12 protein-coding genes, 1 tRNA gene and 1 pseudogene are annotated in these 12,869 nt (G+C 61.8%); 7 read left to right on the forward strand and 7 right to left on the reverse strand.

The genetic code is table 11. From position 1 onward, the window contains the following. The first annotated feature begins 66 nt into the window (after positions 1 to 66). Positions 67 to 1,920: an acyltransferase family protein gene (locus CG471_RS06980; protein ID WP_099231357.1), complete on the forward strand. Its 1,854-nt coding sequence runs from the start codon at positions 67 to 69 to the stop codon at positions 1,918 to 1,920. 1 nt (position 1,921) lies between these two features. Here CG471_RS06980 and CG471_RS06985 read toward each other — a convergent pair whose 3' ends face one another. After that, positions 1,922 to 2,818 carry an N-formylglutamate amidohydrolase gene (locus CG471_RS06985; protein WP_180275630.1) on the reverse strand — a complete coding sequence of 299 codons (897 nt, stop codon included), beginning with the start codon at positions 2,816 to 2,818 and terminating at the stop codon, positions 1,922 to 1,924. A gap of 135 nt (positions 2,819 to 2,953) precedes the next feature. Here CG471_RS06985 and cpdR point away from each other — a divergent pair, with 135 nt between their 5' ends. Beyond that, positions 2,954 to 3,331 carry a cell cycle two-component system response regulator CpdR gene (gene cpdR / locus CG471_RS06990; protein ID WP_004208143.1) on the forward strand — a complete coding sequence of 126 codons (378 nt, stop codon included), beginning with the start codon at positions 2,954 to 2,956 and terminating at the stop codon, positions 3,329 to 3,331. On the opposite strand, the gene CG471_RS06995 is transcribed toward cpdR, so the two are convergent. Then, positions 3,324 to 4,670, reverse strand: a complete 1,347-nt coding sequence (locus CG471_RS06995; RefSeq protein WP_099231358.1) for a dicarboxylate/amino acid:cation symporter — start codon at positions 4,668 to 4,670, stop codon at positions 3,324 to 3,326. The two genes, cpdR and CG471_RS06995, sit on opposite strands and share 8 nt — an antisense overlap. Positions 4,671 to 4,813: 143 nt before the next feature. Here CG471_RS06995 and CG471_RS07000 point away from each other — a divergent pair. Continuing rightward, a tRNA-Val gene (locus tag CG471_RS07000) sits at positions 4,814 to 4,888 on the forward strand. Between the two features lie 111 nt (positions 4,889 to 4,999). Here CG471_RS07000 and CG471_RS07005 read toward each other — a convergent pair. After that, positions 5,000 to 5,986: a site-specific integrase gene (locus CG471_RS07005; protein WP_099231359.1), complete on the reverse strand. Its 987-nt coding sequence runs from the start codon at positions 5,984 to 5,986 to the stop codon at positions 5,000 to 5,002. A gap of 17 nt (positions 5,987 to 6,003) precedes the next feature. Further along, a pseudogene (locus CG471_RS31750) lies at positions 6,004 to 6,318 on the reverse strand (helix-turn-helix domain-containing protein); the annotation flags it as partial. Positions 6,319 to 6,459: 141 nt separating this feature from the next. Between CG471_RS31750 and CG471_RS07015 the strand changes: the two are divergent. The 4 genes from CG471_RS07015 to CG471_RS07030 all read left to right on the forward strand — a co-directional run bounded on the left by CG471_RS07015 (position 6,460) and on the right by CG471_RS07030 (position 8,534). After that, on the forward strand, positions 6,460 to 6,846 hold the full coding sequence (locus tag CG471_RS07015) for a hypothetical protein (protein ID WP_143560155.1): 387 nt from the start codon (positions 6,460 to 6,462) through the stop codon (positions 6,844 to 6,846). 405 nt (positions 6,847 to 7,251) lie between these two features. Further along, complete coding sequence (locus tag CG471_RS07020; protein ID WP_143560156.1) at positions 7,252 to 7,827, forward strand: hypothetical protein; 576 nt, start codon at positions 7,252 to 7,254, stop codon at positions 7,825 to 7,827. Between the two features lie 64 nt (positions 7,828 to 7,891). Then, on the forward strand, positions 7,892 to 8,170 hold the full coding sequence (locus CG471_RS07025; RefSeq protein WP_099231363.1) for a hypothetical protein: 279 nt from the start codon (positions 7,892 to 7,894) through the stop codon (positions 8,168 to 8,170). Beyond that, entirely contained in the window at positions 8,160 to 8,534 is a 375-nt protein-coding gene (locus tag CG471_RS07030) for a hypothetical protein (protein WP_099231364.1), read from the forward strand. The genes CG471_RS07025 and CG471_RS07030 overlap by 11 nt, the downstream gene beginning before the upstream one ends. 275 nt (positions 8,535 to 8,809) lie before the next feature. Here CG471_RS07030 and CG471_RS07035 read toward each other — a convergent pair whose 3' ends face one another. Genes CG471_RS07035 through CG471_RS07045 form a run of 3 tightly spaced genes read right to left on the reverse strand, consistent with a single transcriptional unit; the run spans position 8,810 to position 12,865 of the window. Further along, complete coding sequence (locus CG471_RS07035) at positions 8,810 to 9,013, reverse strand: type II toxin-antitoxin system RelE/ParE family toxin (protein WP_257211448.1); 204 nt, start codon at positions 9,011 to 9,013, stop codon at positions 8,810 to 8,812. Beyond that, positions 9,010 to 9,276 (reverse strand): type II toxin-antitoxin system ParD family antitoxin, encoded by a 267-nt coding sequence (locus CG471_RS07040; protein ID WP_099231365.1) that lies wholly within the window; start codon positions 9,274 to 9,276, stop codon positions 9,010 to 9,012. Before CG471_RS07040 ends, CG471_RS07035 begins: the two co-directional genes overlap by 4 nt. A 49-nt stretch (positions 9,277 to 9,325) precedes the next feature. Then, positions 9,326 to 12,865, reverse strand: a complete 3,540-nt coding sequence (locus CG471_RS07045; RefSeq protein WP_257211449.1) for a DEAD/DEAH box helicase family protein — start codon at positions 12,863 to 12,865, stop codon at positions 9,326 to 9,328. Positions 12,866 to 12,869: the final 4 nt, after the last annotated feature.

The following is a 12,869-nucleotide window of genomic DNA, read 5'->3' on the forward strand; positions in this document are numbered from 1 at the left end:
AAGCAAATCGCAGGGCTTTCGCGCTAGGACAGCGCCATGCATGGGTCGGCACCACAGGAAAGCAGCATGATCGGGGCGGGTCGCTATCGCCGCGACATTGACGGGCTGCGCGCCATCGCCATCCTGCCGGTGCTGCTCTTCCATGCCCATGCGCCAGGCTTTTCCGGCGGCTATGTCGGCGTCGACATCTTCTTCGTGATCTCCGGCTTCCTCATCACCGGCATCATCGCGCGCGAGGTGGATGAACAGCGCTTCTCGCTCGTCCATTTCTACGAACGCCGCTTCCGCCGGATCATGCCGGCGCTCAGCCTGATGATCCTGGCCGTGCTGGCGGCGGCCTGCTGGCTCTATCTGCCCGGCGATATCGAGGGCGTGCCGAAATCCGCGCTCGCCGCCACGCTGTTCGCCTCCAACCTGTGGTTCTTCACCGATACCGGTTATTTTGCCGGCGGCGCCGACGTGAAACCGCTCCTCCACACCTGGTCGCTGGCGGTGGAGGAGCAATTCTACATCGGCTTCCCGATCCTGCTGATGCTGGTCGCGCGCTTTGCCGCCCATTGGCGCAGCCTGATCGTCGGCGCGATCGCCGCGATTTCGCTGGCACTGGCGATCGCGCTTCAGCGCGACACCAGCGGCTTCACCTTCTACCTGCTGCCCACCCGCGCCTGGGAATTGTTCGCCGGAGCGCTGCTGGCGCTCGGCGCCATCCCGGCGACACGGGCGCGCTGGCTGCGGGAGGCGCTCGCGTGGAGTGGCCTTCTATCTGTCACCTTCGCTGTCATCTTCTATACGCGCGAGACCGTTTTCCCCGGCATCACCGCCCTGCCCCCGGTGCTGGGCGCGGCGCTGCTGCTGCACAGCGCGCCGGGCACCAGCGTCGGGCGCCTGCTCAGCCTGCCCCTTTTCGTCGGCGTGGGCCTCATCTCCTACTCCCTCTATCTGTGGCACTGGCCGCTGATCGTCTTCACCGAATATGCGACCGATGCGGCCCTGACCGGCTGGACGGCAATCGCCGTCGTGGCCGCCTCCTTCATCGCCGCGATCCTCTCCTGGCGCTTCGTCGAGCGTCCCTTCCGCGATGCCCGCCGCATCCCCGCCCGGCGCATCTTCCAGTTCACCGGCGGCGCCATGGCGCTGCTCTGCCTCCTGTCGCTGGCGCTGCTGGCGATGGGCGGCTGGCCGCAGCGCTTTGCGCCGCAGGTGCTGCAACTCGCCGCCGGCCGCACCGACATCAGCCCCGCGCGCAAGGCCTGCCACGACACGTTCGCCCGCGGTGCCCAGCCCTGCATTCTCGGTGCCAAGGTCCGACCCGACGCCCTGCTCTGGGGTGACAGCCATGGCGTGGAAATGGCCTATGTCCTGTCGCTCAGGGCCAGGACAGAAGGCCGCGCCCTGATCGAGCGGACCACGTCCAGTTGCCCGCCGGTACTGGGCTATGACGCGCCCAAGGATGCCCGCTGCGCCCGCGCCAACCAGGCCGCCCTTGCAGCCATCCGTGCCGATCCGGGCATCCGCCGCGTCTATCTCGCCGCCTTCTGGGCCAATGGCGAATTTGACGATCCCGCCTTCGTCGCGAAGCTGGATGCCACCATCCGTGCCCTGCGCGCCGAAGGACGGCAGGTCATCCTGATCGGACCGGTACCACCCCAGCCTTTCGACGTGCCACGCCATCTGGCCCATCTCGCCCGCGCCGGCGATCTTGCGCAGGCGCAGGGCGTGGACCGCGCCACGATCGAGGCCCGCACCGATAATCTGCGCGCACTCTTTGCCCGCTGGCAGGCACGGGGCGTGACGCTGATCGATCCGATGGCGCGGCTATGCGATGCCCGCCGCTGCGCCATCATCCATGACGGCAAGCCGCTCTATTTCGATTCCCATCATCTGAGCCTTGCCGGCGCGCGGCTGGTGATCGGCGAATAGGCTATTCCGCCGCCATCGCGTAGCTGCGCGGCAGTTCGTTCGCCAGTGCCTCGGCAATGGCCGCCACCACGCCCTGCATGCGCGTCAGCCCCGGCCCCGGCCGGTCGAGCGTGACATCGAGATAGAGGGCACGGTCCACCTCCAGCTGCAGCGCATGGAAACCGCGCTCCGGCCGGCCATGCCGCTCGATCAGATGATCGCCGGCATAGGGATGGTTCTGCGACGTCAGCACGCCATGCCCGGCCGCGACATCGGCCGCCAGCATCATCAGCCGTGTCGCGGCGCTGCGGCCGAAGCGATCGCCCAGCACCAGCGCCGGGGCAGCCTGTCCGGCGGCCGGCGGCGGCAGCGGCGGCATGGAATGCAGGTCGATCAGGATGGCATGGCCATGCCGCTCCCGCGCGGCCGTCATCATCTGTGCCAGCCGGGCATGATAGGGCCGATGCACCGTCTCGATCCGCCGCCGCGCTTCCTCCCAGGGGATGGGGCGCTGCCACAATTCCAGGGCGCCGGGCAGGCGACGGGGAATAAGGCCCAGCCCGCCGCGCAATTTGGCGCTGCTCTGCAGCGGCTGGTCGCGGGGCAGACCGGTCACCATCACCGGATCCAGCTCCCGCTCATGCCGGTTGAGGTCGATCATCGCGCGCGGCGCGCGGGCGACCAGCACGCTATAGCCCCGCGCGACCAGCGGCACCGCCAGCATGTCGGCCCAGCGATCCTCCAGCCGGCGCAGCACCTCCGGCCGCACCCGCGCCAGAGCCAGCAATTCAGGGGAATAGTCGCGCCCGGCATGGGGCACGGACACAATCAGCGGACCATTGGGAAGAGCAGGACCATGAAGATCATAGGCCGCCGTCGATTCGGTTGGCGGACACGTACCAAAATGATCCAACGCCATTCCTTTCACCGGCCGTGGAAAAATTTGGTCGGCTGGATAATCTTTAATCCTTGTCGCATATATCCGAACGGCTTGCCAGTCTGTGGGCAAGGCAAGGGGCGCCGCGGAAGACGGCTTACAGGAAATTTGGGGTCAATGGTTCGAATCCTGCTGGCGGAAGATGATGACAGCATGCGCGCCTATCTGGCGCGGGCGCTGGAAAAGTCGGGTTATGAGGTGGTGGCGGTCGCCACCGGCACCCAGGCCGTGCCGCATATCGAATCGGATCGGTTCGACCTGTTGCTGACCGACATCGTCATGCCCGAAATGGACGGCATCGAACTGGCGCAGCACACCGCCAATGTCGCGCCCCAGACCCGCATCATGTTCATCACCGGCTTTGCTGCCGTGACGCTGAAAGCCGGCAAGGCGGTGCCGCAGGCGAAGGTGCTGTCAAAGCCCTTCCACCTGCGCGACCTGGTGCTGGAAGTCGAACGGATGTTCGGTAGCGAGACGCTGACCGGCCTTAGCTGAGCGCTTCGGCCGCGACCTCGTCCGCGACCTGCCCCAGCGGCGGCAGCGGCTTGCCCGCCATGGCCGCCGCAAAGCGCTCGCGATCCAGGCCCTTTTCCCAGACCGACACCACCACCGTCGCCACCGCATTGCCGACGAAGTTGGTAAGGCTGCGGCATTCGCTCATGAAGCGATCGACGCCCAGGATCAGGGTCATGCCCGCGACCGGCACCGACGGCACGATCGACAGGGTGGCGGCAAGGGTGATGAAGCCCGCGCCGGTGACGCCCGCCGCGCCCTTGGACGACAGCATCGCCACCAGCAGCAGCAATATCTGTTCCTCCAGGCTCAGATGCACATTGGTCGCCTGCGCGATGAACAGCGCCGCCAGCGTCATGTAGATATTGGTGCCGTCGAGGTTGAAGCTGTATCCGGTCGGCACGACCAGCCCGACCACCGACTTGCGGCACCCCGCCTGCTCCATCTTCTCGATCAGGCTGGGCAGCGCCGCTTCCGACGAGGATGTGCCCAGCACCAGCAGCAGTTCGGCGCGCAGGTAGCGGATCAGGTGCAGGATGTTGAAGCCGGCGAACCAGGCGACCGTCCCCAGCACGACGAGCACGAACAGCAGCGAGGTGAGGTAGAAGGTCGCGACCAGCCCGGCGAGGTTGGCGAGCGTCCCCACGCCATATTTGGCCACGGTGAAGGCCATTGCGCCGAACGCGCCAAAGGGCGCCGCCTTCATCAGGAAGGACACCAGCTTGAAGATGGCGAGGCTGGCCGATTCCAGCACCGTCATCAGCGGCTCGGCCTTCTCCCCGATCATGCTGAGCGCGATGCCGAACAGGATCGCGACGAACAGCACCTGCAGGATATTATGCCCATCGGCCACCGCCGATACCAGGGTCGCGGGAATGACGTTCAGGAGGAAGGCGACCAGCGTGCGGTCATGCGCCTGCTGCGCATAATCGGCGATCTTGCTGGCATCCAGGGTCGCCGGATCGATGTTGAGCCCGGCGCCTGGCTGCACGACATTGGCGATGATCAGGCCGACAATCAGCGCCAGGGTGGAGAAGGTCAGGAAATAGGCAAAGGCCTTGGCCGCGACCCGGCCGATCGCGCCCAGTTCCTTCATGCCGGCGATGCCGGTGACGATCGTCAGGAAGATGACCGGCGCGATGATCATCCGCACCAGCGCGATGAAGGCATCGCCCAGCGGCTTCATCGCTTCGCCCGTCGCCGGGAAATAATGGCCGAGCAGCACGCCCAGCGCGATCGCCACCAGCACCTGGAAATAGAGATGGCGATAGAAGGGGAGCGGCCGAACCGGTTCCGTCGGCGTCGATGGCGTAGGCAACATGATGTTTTTGCGTCCCCCCTTATTTGCACCGCAGCATATGGCCTCCCCACCCCCTGTCCAGCGGGTTGGAAAAGTTTCTACAAAAAAGTGTCATTTAGCGCTTGCGCGAGTCACCGACCCCCGTTATTGGCCCCCTCCACGGCGGGCGTGTAGCTCAGTGGTAGAGCACTGTGTTGACATCGCAGGGGTCGCAAGTTCAATCCTTGCCACGCCCACCATTGAAAACCCCGGTAGGTCAACGACTTACCGGGGTTTTTATTGCTCTGCACCACAGAGCTCGTCCGGTTCAATTGAACCAGCCCCTCACCACCGATCACGCCGCATCAAGTTCACCAATCAAGCGCATCAGCGGCATCTCGCATGAAGCTAGGGCTGTATCTTGCATAGGTCCGCTCGGTCACGCGAGTGGAGGTATGCCCGAGGAACTGAGCGATCTTTTGCATGGGCACATCAGCCTGCGCCATCCATACGGCGGCCGTATGCCGGAACACATGCGGCGAACATTCCACACCCGACCGTTCCGCAGCCTTCCGAATGGCCTTCTTGATGCTCTGCACGGGCTTTCCGTCCCATTCGATTACATAGTTCGTCAGGGCGCCACGAGCAGCCTCCTGGAGCGCCTCCCGCGCCCGGCTATTCATAGGGACCACAGGCCTGCGCTTGTTCGTTTGCTCCCGCTCCTCGGCATTGAAGTTGATCGTGCCATGCTTGAAGTCGACTTGATCCCAGGTCAGCTCCAAAATGGCTCCCATGCGTGCGCCCGTGGCTATAGCGAGGATAATGAAAAGGCGGACATGCGGCGTCTGCACATGCTCAAGTAGCCGCCCGAACTCTTCCCGCGTCAGATAACGGTCTCGCGGCGCTCCCTGTGGAGGAACCCATATCTGGTTCGTGCCACGCCCATACTTGAGAGAAAGGCACGCACGCAGATATTCAAGCTCGATCCGAGCCGTTCCGCTCGCAGCGCCCTGACGCTTCCTAAAGGCAGCATAATCGCGACAATCATCCTTGCGGATATCATTTCCCAACCGCTGACCGAAAATCGGCCCGAGATGCTTCCACGCATTCCGCTGCCGCGTGGTAACCCGGCCATCCTTCTCCCGGTCGCAAAGATAGACACTCCAGAGATCTTCCACCCTGTCAGATTCCACCTCATTGATCTTTGCCCAGATGCGCCGGGCGATGCCGCGGGCTAGGCCCTCATCACTCGTGCCAGTCGAGATTCTTCTGCGAGACGCGCCCCGACCGATGGCGAGCGCAATTTTTCCACGATGTTCGACGAGTTCATATGGCTCGGGGGCAGGCTTTGCAGGCATTCAATTCTCTCTACTTCGACGTCGGGGATGCGGATGAGCTTGCCAAGGCGAAAGGCGACAATCTCACCATTCTGGACCATGTTGCGAATTTTCTGAGCGCTACAGTTCCAGCGCTCCGCCAATGTTTCCGGCGTAAATGGCCGTGCGGTCATTCCATAATGTTCCTCATTTCGATTTTTCGGCACCAGCACCAACCGCACTGGTCGAGTGTTATTTAACACACATAATTGCATTGTCGAGTGGGAAACGATACACACCATCATATGACGACAAAAAACGATTTCCCTTTTGCAGAGTCCCCTGCGGCGCGGATGCTCGCGGACGCCATCCATCGTCGACAGCTAGAGGGGATCAGCCTACGAAAGACCGCAGCGGAGCTGAATTACCGACAGGGTGTTGTGTTATCGCACATGTTGAGCGGTCGCGTGCCTATCCCGGTAGAACGGGCGCCGCAGTTCGCTAAGCACCTTCGCATGGACGAGCGCGAATTCGTTTCAGCTGTCCTGCATCAAAGGTATCCAGATATCCATTGGGATGACATCCTTGCTCAACCGGCATCGTCGGCCAGTTCAGGATTAGCTGAATCACTGGAGACAATTGCCGGCAAAACTTTGGACCAACTTACCCCCCAGCAACAACGCGTAATGCGTGAAGTGGTGGCTGACAGTAATGCCGACAAACGTTGGTTGTCCGTCCATGAGGTGCCAGCCATCGCCATGCTACGACGCGCGCTCCCCAACATTCAAACAGATGGCATGCTCGCCTCGGACATGAATGCGATCGAAGGACTTCTCGACCCCGACTTGAATGTAGAATTACACACACACCAGGAAATCGAGAGACAGGGATTGGCAACTTAGCTCAATTCCCCAGACCAAGCTGCGGCGCAAACTGCCTGCCGGAAGCAAAACCCCGGTCTGCGTTCTGGACCTTCATGTTTTTTCGCCTTGCCATGAACGCCCCCATCAATCGGTGCTTGGCGCTTAATCAGCGCCACTGAAAAATTCCGTCAAAACTGAGTTGGTCATTAGCCGTTGCCCCACAAGAAAATTTCTCCGCGCCGCAGATCCGATTTTATAGGGCCTCGACGCTCAAAGCCGCCTGTGAATCGCCAAAAACGCGAGCTCCTGGAGGCCATGGAGGCTGAAAAACAACTTGTTTCGGCACTAATGGCAGACGCTCATATCCGGCGGGCATTTGAGCGGGGACACGGACTGCCTTCGGAGCCAATGTCAGTATGGCGAGATTCTGACCATAGCTGGCCAATGACAGCCTATGCACCAACGCATCTTCCCAAATGGGAAACACTCACGGAAGCAATGAAAATGTTCATCGCCTTCGATGCAGGCATGGAGTTTCAGAGCTGCTACGCATTCACTGCACACGTCAATGAAGCACTCATCGGAAAATGGAGCGCAGCGACCCACGGCTTCATGGCGAATGTCGAGCAGCGGTTGAAACGCGCACTTCATCGACAGGGGCTGCAAGCGATCCCATATTGCTATCTGGTTGAGACGCGATCGCGCTCCGGTAGGTCGAGCACTAGGCCGCACCTACATGGCTTCTTCATTGCTGAGACGCCTATCGATGCCGCCCGGTTTCAAGTTGCGCTCGAACGTGCCTTCCATCCCGACTTAATACGAAAAACACGTCAGCGGGCGATCAAAGTCGAACCAGCCTATGACAACGGCGGCAACTTCGCTGGCCGCAGCCAATGGCTCTCTTACATGATCAAGAATATTGATCGTTGGGATGCGCGCTTGGGAAAGCGCCGCGTCCATCTCAGCCGCAGCTTGATCGGAATCGCTCGGGAAGCTTGGGAATTGCGCCGCGAACCATAACCCACCCGCATTCCAACGACATGCATGTCAGAACCGTCTCGTCAGCAACAGCAACGAGACGCGAATGCATATCTTTCAAATCAAATCAGAACGGGAAATCGAAGCTACGGTGTTTGCGAGGTCGCATGACCACGCCGCGGAGCTCTATATGGCATGGCGCATCGTGAACGGTGCAGACATGCTGCTGCCGCATGAGGTGGCAGAATTTGATCATGCTCGACATCAGCGACATGCTGACGAGGCGTTATCGCGAGGCGTTGCTGGTATCGGCCATTACGATGAGCAAGTCGGCTGGACGATTTCCCCTCCCGAAAAGTTCGAGGAGATCGCCGATGGCCTTTGAGCTTAGCTTCTGGCGAGACGACGCCGATTACCAAGCGGCAATCTTCTCTGTCTCGGCAATCCGGGGGCTGGATATATGGGGGGCGATAACAGAGCGCTACTGGCTAATGCCCCAAGGCTGGACCGGATCGGAGTTCGACAAGTGGCAGCTTCTTGGCCTCGTCCGACACGAGCGCGAGGCATGCGCTCGCTGCGTTGAAGGTATCGGCGTTTACGATCCAATAAGGGGGTGGACGATTGCACCGATTGACTATGCGAGCTTTGGCCTGGAACCTCCCGATGAACGGACAGTCCAGCGGTCCAAGGATCGCGCGAAGTTGGAGGGCGAGCGAATAATCATCGGCGACAACTGGCGTTATTGGTAACGACGTCACGCGTGACATCGGCTTCGCTCGATGAAAATTTCGGCGATTGAAACTTAAGACGAACATATCGCAGGCGTCGATGTTCAGTAAAATCGGGGCATCGGCGCCGCAGCCAGAAATGAGCCAAGTTGATGTATGTTGACGGTTCTTGACCGATTTTCGGTTTTTTTTTCAACTTCGGACGCGAGCGTCTTAGAGCGCCGCCGCCGATGGGGCGCTCGAACCGTGAAGAAACCGTTCGATCCGAACGGCATCGCCGGCCATTCGATGATAGATCATATATCGGCGATACGGCTTGGGGCGGAGATTTCACCGAGTTCAGGCCGGGCGACGCCAGCAAGGGGATAATCAATGAGGATAGCGCAGGCCGTCTGCAATTCTTCGACGAAGGTCAGCATACGATTGGCATCATCGGCTGCAATGAACATTGCGATGTCCACCAAGTCGGCCTCGGCTGCAGGCGAAAATTGGAGGATCATCCGGCGTGCTTGTTACCAGTTTGACCGATGCGTGCCCGGAGCTTATCGAAAACCTGATTAGCCGGGATACCAGGGCCGCTAGATGTCCCCTTGTCGATCTCCGCGCGAAGCGCTTCCATCTGGGGCGCCCGCTCTTCCTCACGCTCTTCAAGGAGGCGTAGGCTATCGCGCACGACTTCGCTGGCTGATGCATAGCGGCCGCTGCCGACCTGGCGCTTGATGAAGCCTTCGAAATGGCTGCCGAGTGTGAAGCTGGATGGCATAGGGGAGACTATCACTTATGATACTGGCGGCAATCTGGTCGATTGATCGCTAGAGGGCGACGTCGAACCGAGGCTCGAACTCCTCCAAGGTGTTGACGATCCGCGCCACCGTTTCACCGTCGAACATGTCGCTCACGCCATTGGGTGCGGCGTTGGTGAAAGGCGGCTCATAGAGTGCCGCCGGGTCCATCTGACCGGATGCGGTGAGATAGTCGACGATCGTCTCGACGAAATGGATTTGTTTCGGCGATAGCGCGGTGCCGGCCAGTGCATCATTAAAGGCAGCCTGGGCAGCCCGCCGGTCAAGGCCGATCAGCGATCGAATGAAGTCCGGCATGTCCGGCAACTGGCGGATACGCTGGAAATCAGCACTGTCGGCCACGCCAGCGTCGACGAATAGCTTCTGTAATTCGTCCAGATCGACCGGCGTGAGAGGACGCCCCTGTCGCAAACGCGCCAACGTGACATGGTCGGCATGCTGATCGACATAGGCACGGGCCTTGCGCCGGAACTGGGCCAGGGACGACGCGCCACCCAGATCGACCAGTTCTATCTCGCGCTTCACACCCATGATATCGGCCACATTGGTCGTTACGACGACCTGCTTGCCCGGCTCGATCAGGTTCATCAGGCTGCGCAGACGGCGGCGGGCGAACTCGACCATCTCCGGCGTTGCGTCGGTCCACCATTCGTCGGTCTGAACCTCCAAAATCAGGGCCATGCAGCGGGCTACATCCGGCACCGCGCCCTTGCTTTCCAGCTGATGCACCTGTTCTATGAATGCCTTGCGCAGCGGCGCGAAGGTGATGTTTCGCAACATCGCCAGCTGGATGCGCAGGCAGAGCAGATCGAACCGCTTGGCATCGACATCCGGGTCGGTCAGGCTGGTCGGCAAACCGGCGACATGCTCGACCAGTTCATGACGATCCTCTTCGCCCAGATGGCTCCAGGCGGCGCCATCCTGATATTTCTCGACATAGCGCCGCTTGGTGCGGACAATGAAATTGTCGAGCGGCATGCCGGCCACTTCCTGGCGCAGCTGCGCTCGCACGCCTTCATAGAGTCCCTGTTCGTCGGCTTCGCCACGATAGCCATCGGCGGGAGAATGCACGGCCTTGATCAGCGCATCGGCTGGCCGCGGCTGCATCAGGCCCAATAGCTCGACGCGGGCAGTGAACAGCCGCTCGCCAAGCGGCGCGGCAGCACGGGCCTCGGCACCGTCCATCTGGGCATTGAAATAGTCGAGATTGCCCAGATAATCGAAGACGTAGAAATATTCTTTGTCCGTCCGCTGACCATCGGCATCGACGAAAATGCCTTCGCGCAGCCGCGTGCCGCGCCCGATCATCTGCCAGAATTTCGATTTCGACCGGACGATCTTGAAGAAGACCAGGTTCAGCACGTCGGGAATGTCGATGCCGGTATCGAGCATATCGACGGACACGGCGATGTGCGGGTCTTTCTCCGGCAGCTCAAAATCCTCGATCAGGCTGTGGGCATATTTCACCTGATTGTCGATCAGGCGGCAGAAATGCCCCTTGAGCGCCGGATAATTTGCATTGAACCGCTCGACGATGAACTCGGCATGCTTGTGGTTCTTGGCGAAGATGATGGTCTTGCCCAGCCGGTCGCCACCAGCCACCTTAAGGCCGTCCTCCATCAGCTGCTTCAGCATCTGGTCGATGGTGTCGATGTTGAACAGCCAGTCGTTGATGGCGGCGGGGTCGACGCTGTCGGGCGGGCCATCCTCGCCCCAATCGATCGCGTCCCACGCCTCCTTTTCATCGTCGGGCAGGTCATCGTAACGGATGCCCGCGAACGGGATCTTCATCGGCACGTCGATCGCCCTGGGCGGCACCAGGAAGCCGTCCGTGACCGCCTGCTTCAGGTCATAGGCGTCGGTCGGAACCCCATCCTCCAGCTCGAACAGCGCATAGGTGTTCGTGTCGACATCCTCTTTGGGCGTGGCGGTCAGGCCAACCAGCGGCGCATCGAACCAGTCGAAGATCGCCTTATATTTCCGATAGACCGACCGGTGCGCTTCATCGACGATGATGAGGTCGAAATAACCGGGGCCAAAGCGCTGCTTGCCCTCCTGCCGCGCCCGCTCGATCAGGTTCATCATCGTGGGATAGGTGGACAGGCACACGCGCCCGTCCGCCTTGGGATGCAGAACCAGATTGACCGGCGAACTGTCGGGCAGATACCTGCGGAAATTCCCCGCCGCCTGTTTCACCAGCGGGATGCGGTCGGCCAGGAACAGGATACGCTTGGCCCAGTTCGCCCGCATCAGCACATCGGTCAGCGCGATGGACACGCGCGTCTTGCCGGAGCCGGTCGCCATGACCAGCAGCGCCTTGCGATGATTCTCGCCGCCGCGCTCGACATCCTCGAACCGGTGGCAGACGGCGCGGATCGCCTTTTCCTGATAGGTGCGGCGATGCGATCCGGCGATGGCGCGATTGGTCGGCACGCTGGCGAGCGGCAGGCGGGTCGTGCGCCGCTGCACCATCAGTTGCAGTTCGTCGCGGGTGCGAAAACCGGCCACGGGACGCGGCGGATAACGCAGATCGTCCCACAGCATATGCTCATAGCCATTGGTGCAGAAGATGATCGGGCGCTGGCCGAATTGCGCCTCCAGGCAATCGGCATAGAGCTTCGCTTGCTGCTGGCCCTCCATCGGGCTTTTGCGCGTGCGCTTGGCCTCGATCACCGCCAGCGGCTTGCCGTCCTCACCCCACAGCACATAGTCGACATAGCCCGCGCCCTTGCCGTCGGCGCTGCGGTCATTGGGCATGCCATGGACGGGGAACTCGACATCGCGCCTGTCGGCCAGCGGCCAGCCGGCTTCCCGCAGCAGCACGTCGATATAGAGGTCGCGGGTTTCCGCCTCGCCATAGTCATGGCCGGCGTCGCGGCCCTCATTGGCCTGGCGCAACGCGGTGATTTCCGCGCGCATCGCCGCCAGCTCTGCCTCCAACGCCTCGCGCGTGTCGGCGTCCGCCATACGGGCCTTGAGTTCCTGCTCCAGCGCGGCGCGATTGGCCTCGGCGGCATCCTCCAGTCGTTGAACGTCGGCGGGGCTGGTCTGCGGCCCAGTGTCGCCGCGCGGCAGCAGGTCGGCGGAAAAGGTCAATTCGGCCGGCGGCGGATTGTCGGAATAGCGGGTCGCGAACCAGATGCCGATGTGGAACAGCTCGCGCAGCGCGCTGACCGACTGGCTGCCGGCGAATTGGCCAGGATGGGCGGCGCGATTGCCGATCTTGCGGATGAGGTCGATCTTTGTGCGGATCATCGTGCCAGCGAGCGCATGAAAGCTCGGCTCGGCGATCAGCGCGGCGAGATGATCGCCATAGGGACGCCGCAGCGCGGTGTCATGATCATAGAGCCAGCCGACCAGCGCCTCGACCGCCAGGCGGCAATGAACGGCGGCGCCGCGCGGATCGGACAGCACCTGGCGCTGTGCCATGGCGACATGATCGGCGATGAAGGGGAAGGAGGTCAGGAAAGCGAACTGGTCGGCCGGAACGGATGCGGACGGGCGCGGTGCGGCGCCACCCGAGAGCGACAGGGTCTTGCGACCGCCCAACTCA

It is taken from the genome of Sphingobium sp. IP1 (assembly GCF_002708645.1).
In the GTDB taxonomy this organism is placed as follows: domain Bacteria; phylum Pseudomonadota; class Alphaproteobacteria; order Sphingomonadales; family Sphingomonadaceae; genus Sphingobium; species Sphingobium yanoikuyae.